The following is a 17,260-nucleotide window of genomic DNA, read 5'->3' as shown; positions in this document are numbered from 1 at the left end:
AGCATCGACACGGATTGAATCACCCGAACCCACTTTAGCGCTGCCGGTGTTGGCCGGCATTGCCGTGGATCAGGCGCTGATCTTCGCTTGCGCCGCGAGCCGATTGATCGCGCGCTCCAGTTCTTCCAGCGCTGCCACGGCCTTCGGGTCGTCCTGCTTGAGCAGGGTTTCGCTGCGCTGACAGGCCGCGCGCAATTGCGGTACGCCGCAATAACGGGTGGCACCGTGCAGACGATGGACGCGTTCGATCAATGCGTTCTGGTCGCGGTTTTCGCACGCCGCGCGGATGGCTTCGCGGTCGGCTTCCAGTGAGGCGAGCAGCATGGCCAGCATGTCCGCAGCGAGATCAGCCTTGCCGGCGGCCAGGCGCAAACCTTCCTCGTGATCGAGCACCGGCAGTTCATTGTTGCCAGCGGAATTTTCGCTGGTCCGCTCCGGCCCTTGATTGCGCAAGGCCAGGCCGGTCCATTTCAGCACCACTTGCGCCAGTTGCCGCTCGCTGATCGGTTTGGTCAGGTAGTCGTCCATGCCACTTTGCAGCAGCGCGCGTTTTTCATTGGCCATAGCGTGGGCGGTGAGGGCGACGATTGGCAGCGGCGTGCAGTGCCGTTCGCTTTCCCACTGGCGAATGGTTTCAGTGCTCTGACGGCCGTCCATGCCCGGCATCTGCACGTCCATCAGCACCAGATCGAAGGACTCGCTCTGTACGGCTTTGACCGCCGCGTAGCCGCTTTCCACCGCGAGCACCTTGGCGCCCATGTCTTCGAGCAGGGTTTGCACCAGCAGCAGGTTGGCCGGGTTGTCGTCGACACAGAGTACTTTCGGCGCGCGGCTCGACAGTGGTTCGCCCGGCTCATTGCGGGGCTGGCGCGGATTGACCAGATCGGCCAGGGCGCGGCGCAATTTGCGCGTGCAGGCTGGTTTCGCTTGCAGTTGGCTGTGCGGGTTCGGCACCGACAAATGGAACAGCGTCTGCTCGGTGGTCGGGCATAGCACCAGCACTTTGCAGCCGAGGTGTTCGAGGTCCCAGATGTGCTGGTTCAATCGCTCGGGCAGCATGTCGTTGCTGGTGATGCCGATGACCGCCAGATCAATCGCCTGATCAGTCTGGTGCGCGCCGGTGACGCCGTTGGTCAAGGTTTCGAGGGTATTGAACGGGGTGACATCGAGGCCACAGTCTTCCAGTTGGTGCTGCAAGGCCTGACGCGCCAGTTCGTGATTTTCCAGCACCGCGACGCGGCGCCCGAGCAACGGCGCGGCCGGCAAGTCTTCGGCGTCGTCGCGGGTCTTGGGCAGGCTCAGGCTGATCCAGAATTCCGAGCCTTCGCCCGGTGTGCTGTCAACGCCGATTTCGCCGCCCATCTGTTCGATCAGGCGCTTGGAAATCACCAGCCCCAGACCCGTGCCGCCCGGTTGCCGCGACAGCGAGTTGTCGGCCTGACTGAACGCCTGGAACAACGCGCGCACGTCCTGATTCGACAGGCCGATGCCGGTGTCCTGAATGCTGATGCGCAGTTGCACGCTGTCTTCGTGTTCATCTTCAAGCATCGCCCGGGCGACGATGGTGCCTTCGCGGGTGAACTTGATGGCGTTGCTGACCAGGTTGGTGAGGATCTGCTTCAGACGCAGCGGGTCACCGACCAGCGACAGCGGCGTGTCGCGATAGACCAGACTGACCAGTTCCAGCTGCTTGGCGTGCGCGGCGGGGGCGAGGATGGTCAGGGTGTCCTGCAACAGGTCGCGCAGGTTGAACGGAATATGGTCGAGCACCAGTTTGCCGGCCTCGATTTTCGAGAAGTCGAGGATCTCGTTGATGATCCCCAGCAGGCTGTCGGCGGATTTTTCGATGGTGCCCAGATAATCGAGCTGGCGCGGGGTCAGTTCGCTTTTCTGCAACAAATGCGTGAAACCTAGAATGCCGTTGAGCGGCGTGCGGATTTCGTGGCTCATGTTGGCGAGGAATTCGGATTTGATCCGGCTGGCCTCCAGCGCTTCTTTGCGCGCCAGATCCAGTTCGATGTTCTGGATCTCGATGGTTTCCAGGTTCTGGCGCACGTCTTCGGTGGCCTGATCGACACTGTGTTGCAGTTCTTCGCGGGCGTTCTGCAGGGTGCCGGCCATGCGGTTGATGCCTGAGGCCAGTTCGTCCAGCTCCTGACTGCCGAGCGGCGGCAAACGCGTTTCCAGGTGGCCGTCCTTGAGTTGTGCGACGGCTTGTTTGATCTGGCTCAGCGGACGGTTGATGGTGCGGCCCATGCGCAACGCCAGCAGTGCCGCGCCCGCCAGGCCGGCGACAATCAGCAACAGACTGGCAAACAGGCTGCGATAACCGCGCAGCAGCATGCCGTTGTGCGACAGCTCCAATTCGACCCAGCCGAGCAGTCGGTCGGATTCTTGCGGGATCAGTTCGCCGGCGAGATTGCGATGTTTGCCGAACACTGGCATCAGGTAACGCGTCGCGTCATTGCCGCTGCGCCGTTGCAAATGCGCGCTGTCGCCGCTCGGCGGCTGATTGAGCATGGTCGGGCCAGCATGCGCCAGCGGCGAGCGATCCGGGGCAAGGAAGGTCACCGCGCGCACGTCCGGTTGTTCAAGGGACTGAGTGGCGATGCGCTCCAGCAACTCGCTGTTGCCGTGGCCCATGGCAGGTGCCACCAGCGGCGCCAGTTGCTCGGCGATCATTTCGCCGCGCTGCATCAATTGGCTCTGCAAGTCGGACTGCTGCGTCCAGGTGAAATAACCACCGAGCACCAGTGCCATCAGGCTGGTCGGCAACAAGGTCAGCAACAACACGCGACCTTTGATTCCCAGTTTCTTGAGCACGCCTATCTCCTGCATCCCGCTGATCTGTTGACTCATGCGTGCATCCGGCACGCGGCATGGGCGCAGTGTAGCGATTTGCTCGCGGGCAATCTTCGGAAAAATGCACTCGTGTTAGGGCAGGGTGGCGGTGTTCATTTGTCGGTTGGGCCAACCTTGAGTTGCCCGATCTCCGGCAATCTTGAATAATCACTCTCAACTGAGAATTACTTGCAGATACTCATGACTCCTGTTTCCGCTGGCCAGCCACGCATTCTCTCCATCGAAGACGATCCGGTGCTCGGTGCCTATGTTCATGAACATCTGGGCCGCAGCGGCTTTCAGGTGACCTGGTGCCAGAACGGCCAGGAAGGCCTGAGCATCGCCACGCGCCAACCGTTCGACGTGGTGCTGATGGATATTCTGTTGCCGGGCATGGACGGCTTGAATGTGTTGACGCAATTGCGCCAGAGCCATTCGACGCCGGTGTTGCTGATGTCGGCCCTCGGCGCTGAGGCGGATCGCATCAGTGGTTTTCGTCTGGGCGCCGACGATTATTTGCCCAAACCGTTCAGCATGGCCGAGTTGCATGTGCGCATCGAAGCGATTTTGCGCCGGGTCGCGCTGGATCGGCGCCCGGCGTTGCTGGCGGCGCCAGTGGTGGCCGGCACGCTGCGGTTCGACGATGAACGGTGCGATGTGTTTTTCCGCGAGCAAGCCGCCGGGCTGACCCGCAGCGAGTTCCGTTTGCTCGAAACCCTCAATCGCAATGACGAGGAAGTACTGAGCAAAGCCTTCCTTTATCAGCACGTTTTGCAACGCGGCTACGCGGCCCACGACCGCAGCCTCGACATGCACATCAGCCAGATCCGTCGCAAACTGAAAGCCATCGGTTACACCGAGCGTGAAGTGCGCACCGTGTGGGGCAAGGGTTACGTGTTGAGCGCCGCTGATGAAACGCTCTGAACTGCCGGGGCGGCATTCACTGTTCTGGAAACTGGCGTTTCTGCTGGTCGCATTTTGTCTGCTGATGATCTGGCTGAGCTGGTCGTGGGGCCGTTATATGGAGGAGCGCAACCAGTTCCTCTCCGACGAAGCGCGGGGCACCCTGACGCGTTACGCCGCGCAAGCGGAACAGGCGTGGCAGCACGGCGGCCGCAGCGGGGTCGATGACTGGTTGCAGAGCATGGAATTGCGCGAAGCCAGTTGGGTTGGCGTCATCGGCGGCAATTTGCAGTCGTTGAGCAGTGATCCGCTGAATGAACAGGAAATCCAGCACTTGACCTTCTTGCGCGGTCTCGACTGGCCGATCCACAAGAAAGGCCGGCCGTGGTTACGTATTCCATTCCCTCAAGAGCCCGCCGCCGGCAGTCTGGTGATCGAATTGCCCGAGCGATTTCTGCCGGGTAAATATCGGCTGTTCTGGCGCGTCATCACCAACGGCGTGATTCCTGGTCTGTTCACTTTATTGCTGTGCGTCGGCCTGTATCGGTTGCTGGTGGTGCCGCTGAACAACCTGCGTGAACAGGCCAACGCCTGGCGCGCCGATCAATTGAATGTGCGGTTGTCGAGCGGCATCACCCAGCGCCCGGATGAACTCGGCGAGCTGGCGCGGGCGTTCGACTCCATGTCCGAGCGTCTGCAATCGACCGTCGCCCTGCAACAGCAATTGCTCCGTGATTTGTCCCACGAGTTGCGTACGCCGTTGAGCCGATTGCGCGTGGCCAGTGAAAGCGAGCAAGACTTGGTGCAGCTACGCGAACGTATCGGTCGCGAAGTCGACGGCATGCAACGCTTGGTCGAAGACACCCTGCAACTGGCTTGGCTCGATACCGAGCGCTCGCCATTGCCCGACGAGGCGATTCAGATCCAGGCCCTGTGGGAAATGCTCACCGACAATGCCTGTTATGAAAGCGGCTGGCCGAGTCTGCAATTGCAGTGTTCGGTCGAGTCCTCATGCTGGGTGCGCGGCAACCTGAATACGCTGGCGCAGGCGCTGGAGAACATTTTGCGCAACGCGATTCGGCATTCGCCGGCGGGTGGGATCGTGCGTCTTGATGGACGGCGCGAGTGTGATTACTGGCACCTGTGGCTGGAAGATCAGGGCGGCGGGGTGGCGGAAGGGGATCTGGAACGGATCTTCTCACCGTTCACCCGCCTCGATGGCTCGCGCCCTGGGGACGGCGGTTTTGGCTTGGGGCTGAGCATCGCGCGCAATGCCGTGCAGCGTCAGGGCGGAAGGATTTGGGCGGAGAATGGCAGGGCGGGGTTGCGGCTGAATTTGCGGTTGCTGGCGGATGACGGTGTTGCGCCGACTGACGCTATCGCTGGCAAGCCAGCTCCCACAGGGAATGTGTTTCACCCGCAGATTGTTTGAGCAATACAAGACAGTGTCAGCACTGCTGACACTATTAATAGAGCAACACGGGTCACTGTGGGAGCTGGCTTGCCAGCGATGAGGCCATTCGCATCGCCGCAAACAAAGATGACCCGACGTAAAAGTCGCACCACTGGTGCGACTTTTATTGCTTACTCCCATCCCACAGGGAATATGTTTCACCCCCAGATAGTGGAACAGGACAAGAGAGTGTCAGCACTGCTGACATAATTGATGGCGCAACACTAACCACTGTGGGAGCTGGCTTGCCAGCGATGAGGCCATTCGCATCGCCGCAAACAAAGATGACCCGACGTAAAAGTCTCACCAGTGGTGAGACTATTGCTGCTTATTCCCATAAACCATAAGCACCGCACTTTGCGTGATATGGCCTGCGCGGGTTTGCCGGTATGATAGGCGCCCCCGCACGTCTGGATTGCGAATACGCCATGACCCTGCAGTACCCAACCATCGCCGATTGCGTCGGCAACACGCCGCTGGTGCGTTTGCAGCGCCTGCCCGGCGCTACCAGCAACACCCTATTGCTCAAGCTCGAAGGGAATAACCCGGCGGGTTCGGTCAAGGACCGTCCGGCGTTGTCGATGATCACTCGCGCCGAGTTGCGCGGGCAGATCCAGGCCGGCGATACGCTGATCGAAGCGACCTCGGGCAACACCGGGATCGCGCTGGCCATGGCCGCTGCGATCAAGGGTTACAAGATGATCCTGATCATGCCCGACAACTCCAGCGCCGAACGTAAAGCGGCGATGACCGCGTACGGTGCCGAGCTGATTCTGGTCAGCCAGGAAGAGGGCATGGAAGGCGCCCGCGATCTTGCGCAGCGCATGGAGGCCGAAGGCCGTGGCAAGGTGCTCGATCAGTTCGCCAATGGCGACAATCCTGAGGCGCACTACACCACCACCGGTCCGGAAATCTGGCGTCAGACCCAGGGCACCATCACCCATTTCGTCAGTTCGATGGGCACCACCGGCACCATCATGGGCGTGTCGCGCTACTTGAAAGAGCAGAGCGACAAGGTGCAGATCGTCGGTCTGCAACCGATGGAAGGCTCGGCCATTCCCGGTATTCGCCGCTGGCCGCAGGAATACCTGCCGAAGATCTATCAGGCTGATCGCGTTGATCGCATCGTCGACATGGCGCAAAGCGAAGCCGAGGACGTGACCCGTCGTCTGGCCCGCGAAGAAGGTATCTTCTGCGGCGTGTCCTCGGGTGGTGCGGTGGCAGCGATGCTGCGCCTGTCCAAAGAAGTTGAAAACGCGGTGATCGTCGCGATCATCTGCGACCGTGGCGACCGTTACCTGTCGACCGGCATTTTCGACGCGCCCAACTGATGGCCAAGCACGAGAGAGGCCTGCGCTTCCAGCCCACCGGCGGCAGCAAGGCCGTGCAAATCCCGACCGGCAAAAAGCAGCGTTTGAGCATCGAACGCCTGGCCAATGACGGTCGCGGTATCGCTTTTTTCGAAGGCAAAACCTGGTTCGTCCTCGGCGCCCTCGCCGGTGAAGAGGTCGAAGCGCGGGTGCTTGGCGCTCACGGCAAAGTGGTCGAAGCGCGCACCGAGCGCGTGTTCAAGGCCAGCGAATTGCGTCGCCCGGCACCGTGTCAGCACGCCGGCCGTTGCGGCGGTTGCAGCGTCCAGCATTTGCCCCACGGCGAACAGCTTGCCCTGAAACAGCGCATGCTCGCCGAGCAATTGTCGCGTGTCGCCGGTGTCGAACCTGAAGAGTGGGCAGCGCCGCTGACCGGTCCCGAATTCGGCTATCGCCGTCGCGCCCGCATCGCCGTGCGCTGGGACATGAAAGCGAAGAAACTCGAAGTGGGTTTCCGTGCCGCTGGCAGCCAGGACATTGTCGCCATCAGCGAATGCCCGGTGCTGGTACAGCCCTTGCAACCGATCATGACCCGTTTGCCGGAGATGCTCCGTCGTTTGAGCAAACCGCAGGCGCTGGGGCATGTCGAGTTGTTCAGCGGCTCGTCTCTGGCGGTGTTGCTGCGGCATATGGCGCCGTTGTCCGAAGCGGACCTGACGATTCTCAAAGAATTCTGCCAGTTCCATGAAGCGCAATTGTGGCTGCATGGCGAAGGCGAGCCGCAACCGGTCGATGCCACCCAGTCGCTGGGTTATCGCCTGGAGCAGTGGGATCTGGATCTGGCGTACCGACCGGGTGACTTCATTCAGGTCAATGCCGGCGTCAACGAAGCCATGGTCGCGCAAGCGCTGGACTGGCTGAAACCCGGCAGCGACGAGCGTGTGCTGGATCTGTTCTGCGGCTTGGGCAACTTCGCCTTGCCACTGGCCAAAACCGTGCGCGAAGTCGTTGCGGTGGAAGGCGTGCAGACGATGGTCGATCGCGCGGAAGCCAACGCGGCTAGTAACAATTTGCATAACACAAAGTTTTTTCAAGCCGATTTATCCCAGCCTTTGACCGATGCCCAGTGGATCGGAAACGGCTTTTCTGCGGTACTCTTGGACCCACCGCGTGACGGTGCTTTCGAGGTGGTTCGCAAGTTGGCGACCCTGGGTGCCAAACGGTTGGTGTATGTGTCGTGCAACCCTGCAACTCTGGCGCGCGACACGGTCGAATTGATCAAGCAGGGCTACCGGTTAAAACGTGCCGGGATTCTCGATATGTTTCCTCAGACGGCACATGTCGAGGCCATGGCGTTATTTGAAGCGAGCCAGGATGGCTCGTCTGAATCCGTCTGATCTGTCCGCACAGCGCTCGCTTTAGCCCCGCGAGCGCGAACGGGCAACAAGGATCAGCGATTTGACGCATTGAATCTGCGTCGTAGGGAAGGTAAAGCAAGATGGTACAGGTGAGAGCACACCAGCCGATCAACACTGACGGCAGTATCAATCTCGAGGCTTGGCTCGATCACGCGGTCAGTGTCGATCTGGCACTGGATCGCGAAGCCTTGAAGGAAGCCTGCGAGTTCGCTCGCGAGGCCGAACAACAGTCCAATGCCAAGAAGAATCTGTGGGCCGAAGGCTCCGGCAGTTTCAGTACGGGCCTGGAAATCGCCGAGATTCTCGCCGACCTCAAGCTCGATCAGGATTCGCTGGTCGCGGCGGTCCTGTATCGCGGCGTACGCGAGGGCCAGATCGAACTCGCGGCCATCGGCCAGCGCTTCGGTCCGGTGGTGGCCAAGCTGATCGACGGTGTGCAGCGCATGGCCGCCATCAGTGCCAGTCTCAGCCCGCGTCAGTCGATGGTCATGGGCACGCAAGGGCAGGTGGAAAACCTGCGCAAGATGCTCGTCGCCATGGTCGACGACGTTCGCGTCGCGCTGATCAAACTGGCCGAACGGACCTGCGCCATTCGTGCAGTGAAAACCGCTGACGACGAAAAGCGTAACCGCGTCGCCCGCGAAGTTTTCGACATCTATGCGCCGCTCGCGCACCGCCTCGGCATCGGTCATATCAAATGGGAACTGGAGGACTTGTCCTTCCGTTATCTCGAGCCGGATCAATACAAGCAGATCGCCAAGTTGCTCCATGAGCGACGGCTGGACCGTGAGCGTTTCATCGCCGATGTGATGACCCAGCTCAAGGATGAATTGCAGGCCACCGGCGTCGATGCCGACATCAGCGGCCGGGCCAAACACATCTATTCGATCTGGCGCAAAATGCAGCGCAAGGGGCTGGAATTCAGCCAGATCTACGACGTGCGTGCGGTACGTGTGCTGGTGCCGGAAATGCGCGACTGCTACACCGCGCTGGGCATCGTCCACACTTTGTGGCGGCACATCCCGAAAGAGTTCGACGACTACATCGCCAACCCGAAAGAGAACGGCTACCGCTCGCTGCACACGGCGGTGATCGGCCCTGAGGGTAAAGTGCTCGAGGTGCAGATTCGTACGCACTCGATGCACGAAGAGGCCGAGCTCGGTGTCTGTGCGCACTGGCGCTACAAGGGCACCGATGTCAAATCCGGCTCGAACCACTACGAAGAGAAAATCTCCTGGCTACGTCAGGTCCTCGAGTGGCACGAAGAGCTGGGCGATATCGGTGGTCTGGCCGAACAGCTGCGCGTCGATATCGAGCCGGACCGGGTGTACATCTTCACTCCGGACGGTCACGCCATCGACTTGCCGAAAGGCGCGACGCCGCTGGACTTCGCTTACCGCGTGCACACCGAGATCGGCCACAACTGCCGTGGCGCGAAGATCAACGGGCGCATCGTGCCGCTCAACTACAGCCTGCAGACCGGTGAGCAGGTCGAGATCATCACCAGCAAGCACGGCACGCCGAGCCGCGACTGGCTTAACTCCAACCTTGGTTACGTCACGACCTCGCGGGCGCGGGCGAAGATCGTTCACTGGTTCAAACTGCAGGCGCGCGACCAGAACGTTGCCGCCGGTAAAACCCTGATCGAACGCGAACTGACACGCCTCGGCCTGCCCGCGGTGGACTTCGACAAGCTGGCCGACAAGGCCAACATGAAAACCGCCGAAGACATGTTCGCCGCCCTCGGTGCCGGCGACTTGCGTCTGGCGCAACTGGTCAACCTCGCGCAGCAACTGGTCGAGCCGGAACGCGGCAACGAGCAACTGGAGCTGATTCCACGCAAAGCCACCGGTTACAAGCCGGGCAAGCGTGGCGACATTCAGATCCAGGGCGTCGGCAACCTGATGACGCAGATGGCCGGCTGCTGCCAGCCGCTGCCTGGCGATGCGATCGTCGGTTACATCACCCAGGGCCGTGGCGTCAGCATTCACCGTCAGGACTGCGCCTCGGTGCTGCAACTGGGCGGGCGTGAGCCGGAGCGGATCATTCAAGTCAGCTGGGGCCCGGTGCCGGTGCTCACCTATCCGGTGGACATCGTCATCCGTGCCTACGACCGCTCCGGTCTGCTGCGTGACGTCTCGCAGGTGCTGCTCAACGAGCGTATCAACGTGCTGGCGGTCAACACCCGCTCGAACAAAGAGGACAACACCGCGCTGATGTCGCTGACCATCGAGATCCCGGGTCTGGATGCGCTGGGGCGGTTGCTCGGGCGGATTTCGCAGTTGCCGAACATCATCGAAACGCGGCGTAACCGTACCCCTTGATGACCAATCCGATCAACTGTGGGAGCTGGCTTGCCAGCGATTGCATCACCTCGATTGTCCTGAAACACCGAGGTGCCCGCATCGCTGGCAAGCCAGCTCCCACAGGGTTTTGTGGTGAGACAGCTAAATGATGTACAGCCTTGAAGACCTGCTCCACCTGATGAACCGTCTGCGCGATCCGCAGTACGGTTGCCCGTGGGACATCAAGCAAACCTACGCGACCATCGTTCCGCACACCCTCGAAGAAGCTTACGAAGTGGCCGACGCCATCGAACGCGGCGACTTCGATCATCTGCAGGGCGAGCTGGGCGACTTGCTGTTCCAAGTGGTTTATTACAGCCAGTTGGCCAAGGAAGAAGGGCGTTTCGATTTTGCCGGGGTGATCGACAGCATTACCCGCAAGCTGATCCGTCGTCATCCCCACGTGTTTCCGACTGGTGATCTGTACGCGCCGCTGGATGTTCCGCGCTTGAGCGAAGAACAGGTCAAGCAGCGCTGGGAAGAGATCAAGGCCGAGGAACGCGCCGAGAAGTCCGCCGCGCCTGAGCAACTGTCACTGCTCGACGATGTGCCGGCGACGCTGCCGGCCTTGTCGCGTTCAGCCAAGTTGCAGAAGCGCGCAGGACAGGTCGGTTTCGACTGGCCGGACGCCTTGCCGGTGCTCGACAAGGTCCGCGAGGAACTCGATGAAGTCCTCGAAGCCATGGCCGAAAACGATCCCGTCGCCGTGGCTGACGAGATCGGCGACCTGCTGTTTTCCGTGGTCAATCTGGCCCGGCATTTGAAAGTCGACCCGGAAACGGCATTGCGTGGCGCCAACGGCAAGTTTGAAAGACGTTTCCGATTTATCGAACAGGCATTGCGCGACACCCACCGTCCCATAGAAGATTGCACCCTCGAAGAGTTGGACGCCCTGTGGGGTGAAGCCAAACGTCAGGAAAAGAATTTGCCCGGCTGCGGCTGAGCCACTGCCCAAGTGAGTAAGCACCATGAGTATTTCCCTTCGCGACCAGTTGCTCAAAGCAGGACTGGTCAACCAAAAGCAGGCCAAGCAGGTCAGCAAGGACAAGCAGAAGCAGCAGCGTCTGGCGCACAAGGGCCAGATCGAACTGGATGACTCGCAGCAGCGTGCCGCCCAGGAAGCCATGGCCGAGAAGGTCAAGCGCGACCAGGAGCTGAACCGTCAGCAGAAAGAGAAGGCCGAGGCCAAGGCGCGTGCAGCACAGGTCAAGCAATTGATCGAAGTCTCGCGTCTGCCGAAGCTGACCACCGAGGACTACTACAACTTCGTCGACGACAAGAAGGTCAAGCGCATCTCGGTCAACACGCTGATGCGCAACAAGCTCAGCAGCGGTTCGCTGGCGATCGTTCACCATGCCGGCGGCTACGAAGTGATCCCGCGTGAAGCGGCCCTGAAGATCCAGGAGCGCGATCCACAGCGCATCGTCCAGCTCAACGTGCAGACCGAAGAAGTCAGCACCGAGGACGATCCGTACGCGGCGTATCAGATCCCTGATGATCTGATGTGGTAAATCGATAAAGCTGTAACAACGACAAACCCCGCTTTTGCGGGGTTTGTCGTTTTCAATGCTGTGGTTGAATCAGGAGGAACGGGCTTCGCGTTGTTGCTCTTGCACTTCGAGTTCGGCCTTGTAGTTGTGGGCATCGATCTCGTTGTGGAACATGCCGACCAGCAAGTCTTGTTGATGCACATCCCAGATGCGGATACCGGCGGCTACGCCTTCGTGGGACATGTGTGAATCGTCGCGTTCAGTTACTTTTACAGTCATCTGCTAGCTCCAAATCTCAAGTTATCTGCAGCAAGGCGTGTGCAGGACTCTTTTATATGATTTGTTAGCTTGCTAAGTAAACGGCTGATTTACGCAAGGTGTTGTTGCGTTTTTTGCAACAGTGCTACAGCCCGCACAAACCGCGACATTCAGTCGCAGGGGGCAAAGTTTCATGACAGAAGTTTCATTTTCAGAAGCGCCGAAACCCATTGTGGGAGCGAGCCTGCTCGCGAATTCGGTGGGTCAGACGACGATAGGGTGACTGGAATATCGCATTCGCGAGCAGGCTCGCTCCCACAGGGTTTTGCGGTGTACCTGCTATTTTCTACAGACGAAAAAAAACGCCCCGAACCAGTCGGGGCGTTTTCATGTGTGGCTCAAGCGGGGGGAATTACTTGCCTTCCCAGCGCTTCAGTACCAGCGTGGCGTTGGTGCCGCCGAAGCCGAAGCTGTTGCTCATCACGGTGTTGATGGTGGCGTTTTCGCGGGTCTTGGTCAGCACCGGCAGATCGGCCACTTCTGGGTCCAGCTCGTCGATGTTGGCGGAACCGGCAATGAAGTTGCCTTCCATCATCAGCATGCAGTAGATCGCTTCGTGAACGCCGGCGGCGCCCAGGGAGTGACCGGACAGGCTCTTGGTCGAGCTGATCGCCGGTGCCTTGTCGCCGAACACTTCACGCACACCTTTCATTTCCGCAACGTCGCCGACCGGAGTCGAAGTGCCGTGGGTGTTCAGGTAGTCGATCGGCGTATCAACGGTGGACATCGCCATCTGCATGCAGCGGATCGCGCCTTCGCCACTCGGGGCAACCATGTCGTAGCCGTCGGACGTTGCGCCGTAGCCAACGATTTCGGCGTAGATCTTGGCGCCACGGGCCAGAGCGTGTTCCAGCTCTTCAACCACGACCATGCCGCCACCGCCAGCGATGACGAAACCGTCACGGTCGGCGTCGTAGGCACGGGAAGCTTGTTCCGGGGTGTCGTTACGCTTGCTGGACAGAGCGCCCATCGCGTCGAACAGGAACGACTGGCTCCAGTGCTCTTCTTCACCGCCACCGGCGAACACGATGTCCTGCTTGCCCATCTGGATCTGCTCCATGGCCGTACCGATGCAGTGAGCACTGGTGGCGCAGGCAGAAGCGATGGAGTAGTTCAGGCCTTTGATCTTGAATGGCGTGGCCAGGCAAGCGGAAACGGTGCTGCTCATGGTCCGCGTTACACGGTATGGGCCAACGCGCTTCACGCCTTTCTCGCGCAGGATGTCCAGCGCTTCCATCTGGTTCAGCGTGGAAGCACCACCGGAGCCAGCCACCAGGCCGGTACGCGGGTTGGACACTTGCTCTTCGGTCAGGCCGGAGTCAGCGATAGCGTCTTTCATGGCCAGGTAGGCGTAAGCCGCTGCGTGGCCGACGAAGCGATAGATCTTGCGATCGATCAGTTCTTCAAGGTTGAGGTCAATGGAGCCGGAAACCTGGCTACGCAGACCCATTTCAGCATATTCCGGGTTGAACCGGATGCCAGGGCGGCTTGCACGCAGGTTAGCGGAGACGGTCTCTTTGTCATTGCCCAGGCACGAAACGATGCCCAGACCAGTGATAACGACGCGGCGCATGCGAATAACCCTTAGAAGTTGTCAGTGGAGGTGAACACGCCGACGCGAAGGCCTTCGGCGGTGTAGATTTCGCGACCGTCGACAGTCACCGAACCATCGGCAATGGCCAGGTTCAGCTTGCCCTTGAGGACGCGTTTGATATGAATGTTGTAGGTGACTTTCTTGGCGGTCGGCAGCACCTGACCGAAGAACTTCACTTCGCCCGAACCCAGCGCACGGCCACGGCCCGGCAGGCCTTGCCAGCCCAGGAAGAAACCGACCAGTTGCCACATGGCATCCAGACCCAGGCAGCCCGGCATCACCGGATCGCCTTCGAAGTGGCACGCGAAGAACCACAGGTCAGGGTTGATATCCAGCTCGGCGACCAATTCACCTTTGCCGTACTTGCCGCCTTCTTCGCTGATCAGGGTGATGCGATCAACCATCAGCATGTTCGGGGCGGGCAGTTGCGCGTTACCTGGGCCGAACAGCTCACCGCGACTGCAGCGCAGCAGATCTTCCCGAGTAAAGGCGTTTTGTTTGGTCATGCGAGCTCCTCAATAATCCCATGCGGCAGGTGGGGCAAATCTTCCCGACCGTTCGAAGCGTTCATGCCTCGAACCGGCAGCCTACTCATAGACTATTGCGTTGTGGTGAAAGTCACAGCACCAAGGACATGAATGTACACTTGTGCACTGAAATTTTTATTCAAGCCCCTTTTGAGGCTCGTTCGGGTGCCTAAGACTGCCGCACTTTCGCTTTTCACGCCAGTCGCAGATGGTCGAAAGGCCCACACTACGACACCCAGCGCTGCAGAATCTGCTGCAGATCATTACGTTTGAACGGCTTCGCCAAATAATCGTTCATGCCCGCCGACAGGCAGGTTTCACGGTCGCCCTGCAACGCGTTGGCGGTCAGCGCGATGATCGGCACCTCACTGCGTCCGGGCAGCAGCCGGATCTGCCGGGTCGCTTCGTAGCCATCGATGATCGGCAAACGGCAATCCATCAGAATCACTTCGAAGTCGCTGCCCTCGGCACTGCGCACGGCCTGCGCACCATCGGTGGCGACACTGACAGTAAAGCCCAGACTGCGCAGCATCGCTTCAATAACAGTCTGGTTCACCGGATTGTCTTCGACCAGCAGGACATTGCGCCCTTCACCATGCTCTTTGCCGTTCAGTGCGCGCGGCGCGACCAGTGGCGGCAGCGCCTGCTTATAGAGTGCCAGCGGAATTTCCAGGGTGAATACCGAACCTCGACCTTCCTCGCTCTGCGCGCGCAAGGTGCCGCCCATGCGTTCGGCCAGCGTACGGGCGATCGGCAGACCGAGGCCGGTGCCGCCGTAACGTCGAGAAATCGAACTGTCGGCCTGCTGGAAAGCGTTGAACATCAACTCCAGACTTTCAGAAGAAATACCGATGCCGCTGTCGCGCACCGAACAGGTGAACCACAGCAGTTCGTGATCCAGCGACTGCCACTGCGCCTCGATGCTGACCCGACCTTGCTCGGTGAATTTCAGCGCGTTGCCGACCAGATTGACCAGAATCTGCCGGATCCGCGTCGGATCGCCCTGCACCTGCAAACCGCGCATGTCGTCCGGGATCCGCAGATTCAGCGCCAGACCGCGCTGTACCGCGCTGTGCTGGAAAGACTGGGCGCAGGCGCCGATCAGTTCGGCGAGGTTGAACGGGATGTGCTCCAGCTCCAGCTCGGAACGTTCGATGCGCGAGAAGTCGAGAATGTCGTTGATGACTTTCAGCAGGTGTTCGGTGGACTCCGAGGCGAGGGCGGCGTATTCGACCTGCTCCTCGGTCATCTCGGTGGTTTCCAGCAATTGCAGCATGCCCAGCACACCGTTCATGGGCGTGCGCAGTTCATGGCTCATCATCGCCAGAAAGTCGGACTTGGCGTTGTTGGCCTTTTCCGCTTCCTCGCGGGTCTGGATCAGTTGTGCCATGGCTTGATGCTGCTCACGGCTGGCCTGTTCCAGCGCCTGGGCGAGGTTGTTGATGTGCTGCGACAGTGCGCCCAGTTCGGTGTCATCGACGATCGGCAGTGGTGTTTTATAGTCGCCGTCCTGAATGGCCTTGACCGCGTCGCCGATGTCGCGAATCGGCTGTGACAGGCTACCGGCCAGACGCCGCGCCAGGACAAAGGTAAACAGCAGGGCGAACAGCGCGAGAATCCCGGCCTTGAGCAGGATTTCCTGCTGGCGCTGGCTGAAGGCATCGTTGGACAGACCGACGATCACCCGGCCCAGGTAGTCCTCGTTGGTCGCGCCATTGCTGACTTTGCCGTCCTGGAAGAAATCGTTGTGCAGGGCGATGCGTTGCAAGCGTACCGGTGCCTGAAACACTTCGACCTGATGCGGCCGACTGTGAGCTGCCGCCGGTTGCTCGACGTAGACCAGAATCCGGTTGGCGCTGTCCTGCACTTCAAGAAAACGCACGTTGGGCGTGGCCAGTGTGGCTTTGAGCAGGCTTTCCAGCACTTCGTTGTTACCGGAAATCACCCCGTATTCGGTGGCGGGTGCCAGTTGGTTGGCGATCAATTGGCCGGTGTGGTTCAGCTCCTGACGCAAATCCTGAATGCGCACGAAGGTGAAGAAGCTGATCAACAAAAGGGTCAGCAACAACGCCGGGCCCAGGCTGATCAGCTGGGTGCGGGTATTGATGTCCCAACGGCGACGGAAACTCATGGGCGGTGTTCTCCTTCAGCCAGCGTGCTGGCGACAGACGCTTCATTCAACGGTTCGATACCGAGTGAACGAGCGACCTGCGCATTACTTGAGACTTTAAAACGCGCGGGATAGAGCGTTCGTGGCCAACTCGCCGAGGGTTGGTCGAGCAAATGATCGAGCACGGCCAGCCAGTCGTTCTGATCGCTGTAACTGCTGGCCAGGCTGCCCGCACGGACGAACGCTACGTTGGGGCCGACCAGCGCGACTTGCCTTGAGTAACTGCTGAGCAGCAGGTTTTTCGCGGTTTTCGGGTTGTACAGATCGGGATCGTCCAGCCCCAGCAAAACGTCGCTGTTTTTCAGTACGGTTTGCAGCGGGCGACTGTCGTGAGTGTTGTCCCAACGCTGGCTGACGATTTGCAGGTTCATCGGTTCGGCGGCGAGCTTCAGTTCCTTGAGGAGGAATTCGCTGTGCTGGTCAAACAGCACGCCGATCCGCCGGGCCTGGGGCAGGATGCGCCGGATCAACTGCAACTGTCGGCTCAGCGGCGGGTCACTCCAGAGCAGACTCAGGTGCGCCGGTTGCGCACTGCCGAGCCGCTGGCGAGCTTGCAGGCGACTGATGCGCAGCACCAGTGTTGCCGGGCCCTGGGGTTCTTGCAGGCGCCAGTCGAGGCTCGGCAGATCGAGCAGAATCAGGCGCAGACTGGCGGGCAGTTTGCCCGGTGCCGGCAGACTGGCCAGCGGCTGGAAACGCACGTTGTCGGTCGGGCGCAATTCGCTGAGTGCCTGCACGAACGCTTGCACCCCGGGGCTTTCCTCGGCACCGGTCAAGAGAATATCGGCGGCCTGCACCGCCACGCCATGCAACCATGCGGTCAGAAACAGACACACCCCGGCCAGCCAGTGGCCAAGGGTTGGCATCTTCCGTGACGGCCCGTAGCGCATC

At 60.3% G+C, this 17,260-nt stretch carries 13 protein-coding genes; 7 read left to right on the top strand and 6 right to left on the bottom strand.

Features of this window, described 5'->3' with window-relative positions:
- Nucleotides 1–69 precede the first annotated feature (69 nt).
- Nucleotides 70–2,823 carry a response regulator gene (locus RMV17_RS21955; RefSeq protein ID WP_311887078.1) on the bottom strand — a complete coding sequence of 918 codons (2,754 nt, stop codon included), beginning with the start codon at nucleotides 2,821–2,823 and terminating at the stop codon, nucleotides 70–72.
- A 219-nt stretch (nucleotides 2,824–3,042) separates the two neighbouring features.
- On the opposite strand from RMV17_RS21955, the gene RMV17_RS21950 reads away from it, so the two are divergent.
- The 7 genes from RMV17_RS21950 (at nucleotide 3,043) to RMV17_RS21920 (ending at nucleotide 11,781) form a co-directional block, all read left to right on the top strand.
- Entirely contained in the window at nucleotides 3,043–3,765 is a 723-nt protein-coding gene (locus tag RMV17_RS21950; RefSeq protein ID WP_108226356.1) for a response regulator transcription factor, read from the top strand.
- Nucleotides 3,752–5,176, top strand: coding sequence for a sensor histidine kinase (locus tag RMV17_RS21945; RefSeq protein ID WP_311882523.1), 1,425 nt, complete (start codon nucleotides 3,752–3,754; stop codon nucleotides 5,174–5,176). The genes RMV17_RS21950 and RMV17_RS21945 overlap by 14 nt, the downstream gene beginning before the upstream one ends.
- Before the next feature lie 449 nt (nucleotides 5,177–5,625).
- Entirely contained in the window at nucleotides 5,626–6,528 is a 903-nt protein-coding gene (gene cysM / locus RMV17_RS21940) for a cysteine synthase CysM (RefSeq protein WP_178087417.1), read from the top strand.
- A complete protein-coding gene (gene rlmD / locus RMV17_RS21935) occupies nucleotides 6,528–7,904 on the top strand; it encodes a 23S rRNA (uracil(1939)-C(5))-methyltransferase RlmD (protein ID WP_311882521.1) in 1,377 nt (458 codons plus the stop codon). Before cysM ends, rlmD begins: the two co-directional genes overlap by 1 nt.
- 101 nt (nucleotides 7,905–8,005) lie before the next feature.
- Nucleotides 8,006–10,249, top strand: coding sequence for a GTP diphosphokinase (relA, locus tag RMV17_RS21930; protein ID WP_016987453.1), 2,244 nt, complete (start codon nucleotides 8,006–8,008; stop codon nucleotides 10,247–10,249).
- Nucleotides 10,250–10,379: 130 nt separating this feature from the next.
- On the top strand, nucleotides 10,380–11,213 hold the full coding sequence (gene mazG / locus RMV17_RS21925) for a nucleoside triphosphate pyrophosphohydrolase (protein WP_311887077.1): 834 nt from the start codon (nucleotides 10,380–10,382) through the stop codon (nucleotides 11,211–11,213).
- 25 nt (nucleotides 11,214–11,238) lie between these two features.
- The gene (locus RMV17_RS21920; protein ID WP_016987455.1) at nucleotides 11,239–11,781 is read left to right on the top strand and encodes a DUF2058 domain-containing protein; all 543 of its coding nucleotides are present in this window, start codon (nucleotides 11,239–11,241) and stop codon (nucleotides 11,779–11,781) included.
- A gap of 69 nt (nucleotides 11,782–11,850) precedes the next feature.
- On the opposite strand, the gene RMV17_RS21915 is transcribed toward RMV17_RS21920, so the two are convergent.
- The 5 genes from RMV17_RS21915 to RMV17_RS21895 form a co-directional block, all read right to left on the bottom strand.
- The gene (locus tag RMV17_RS21915; protein WP_034155814.1) at nucleotides 11,851–12,039 is read right to left on the bottom strand and encodes a hypothetical protein; all 189 of its coding nucleotides are present in this window, start codon (nucleotides 12,037–12,039) and stop codon (nucleotides 11,851–11,853) included.
- 391 nt (nucleotides 12,040–12,430) lie between these two features.
- Nucleotides 12,431–13,651, bottom strand: coding sequence for a beta-ketoacyl-ACP synthase I (fabB, locus tag RMV17_RS21910; protein WP_034155815.1), 1,221 nt, complete (start codon nucleotides 13,649–13,651; stop codon nucleotides 12,431–12,433).
- A gap of 11 nt (nucleotides 13,652–13,662) precedes the next feature.
- Nucleotides 13,663–14,178 (bottom strand): 3-hydroxyacyl-[acyl-carrier-protein] dehydratase FabA, encoded by a 516-nt coding sequence (fabA, locus tag RMV17_RS21905; RefSeq protein WP_003227150.1) that lies wholly within the window; start codon nucleotides 14,176–14,178, stop codon nucleotides 13,663–13,665.
- A gap of 247 nt (nucleotides 14,179–14,425) precedes the next feature.
- Nucleotides 14,426–16,330: an ATP-binding protein gene (locus RMV17_RS21900; RefSeq protein ID WP_034155816.1), complete on the bottom strand. Its 1,905-nt coding sequence runs from the start codon at nucleotides 16,328–16,330 to the stop codon at nucleotides 14,426–14,428.
- Nucleotides 16,327–17,259 carry an ABC transporter substrate-binding protein gene (locus tag RMV17_RS21895; RefSeq protein ID WP_108226350.1) on the bottom strand — a complete coding sequence of 311 codons (933 nt, stop codon included), beginning with the start codon at nucleotides 17,257–17,259 and terminating at the stop codon, nucleotides 16,327–16,329. Before RMV17_RS21895 ends, RMV17_RS21900 begins: the two co-directional genes overlap by 4 nt.
- Nucleotide 17,260 lies beyond the last annotated feature (1 nt).

The sequence above is a fragment of the Pseudomonas sp. VD-NE ins genome, from assembly GCF_031882575.1.
GTDB classification, from domain to species: domain Bacteria; phylum Pseudomonadota; class Gammaproteobacteria; order Pseudomonadales; family Pseudomonadaceae; genus Aquipseudomonas; species Aquipseudomonas fluorescens_BZ.
Note: the sequence above shows the minus strand (reverse complement) of the source record. Positions and strands in the feature narration are given on the sequence as shown.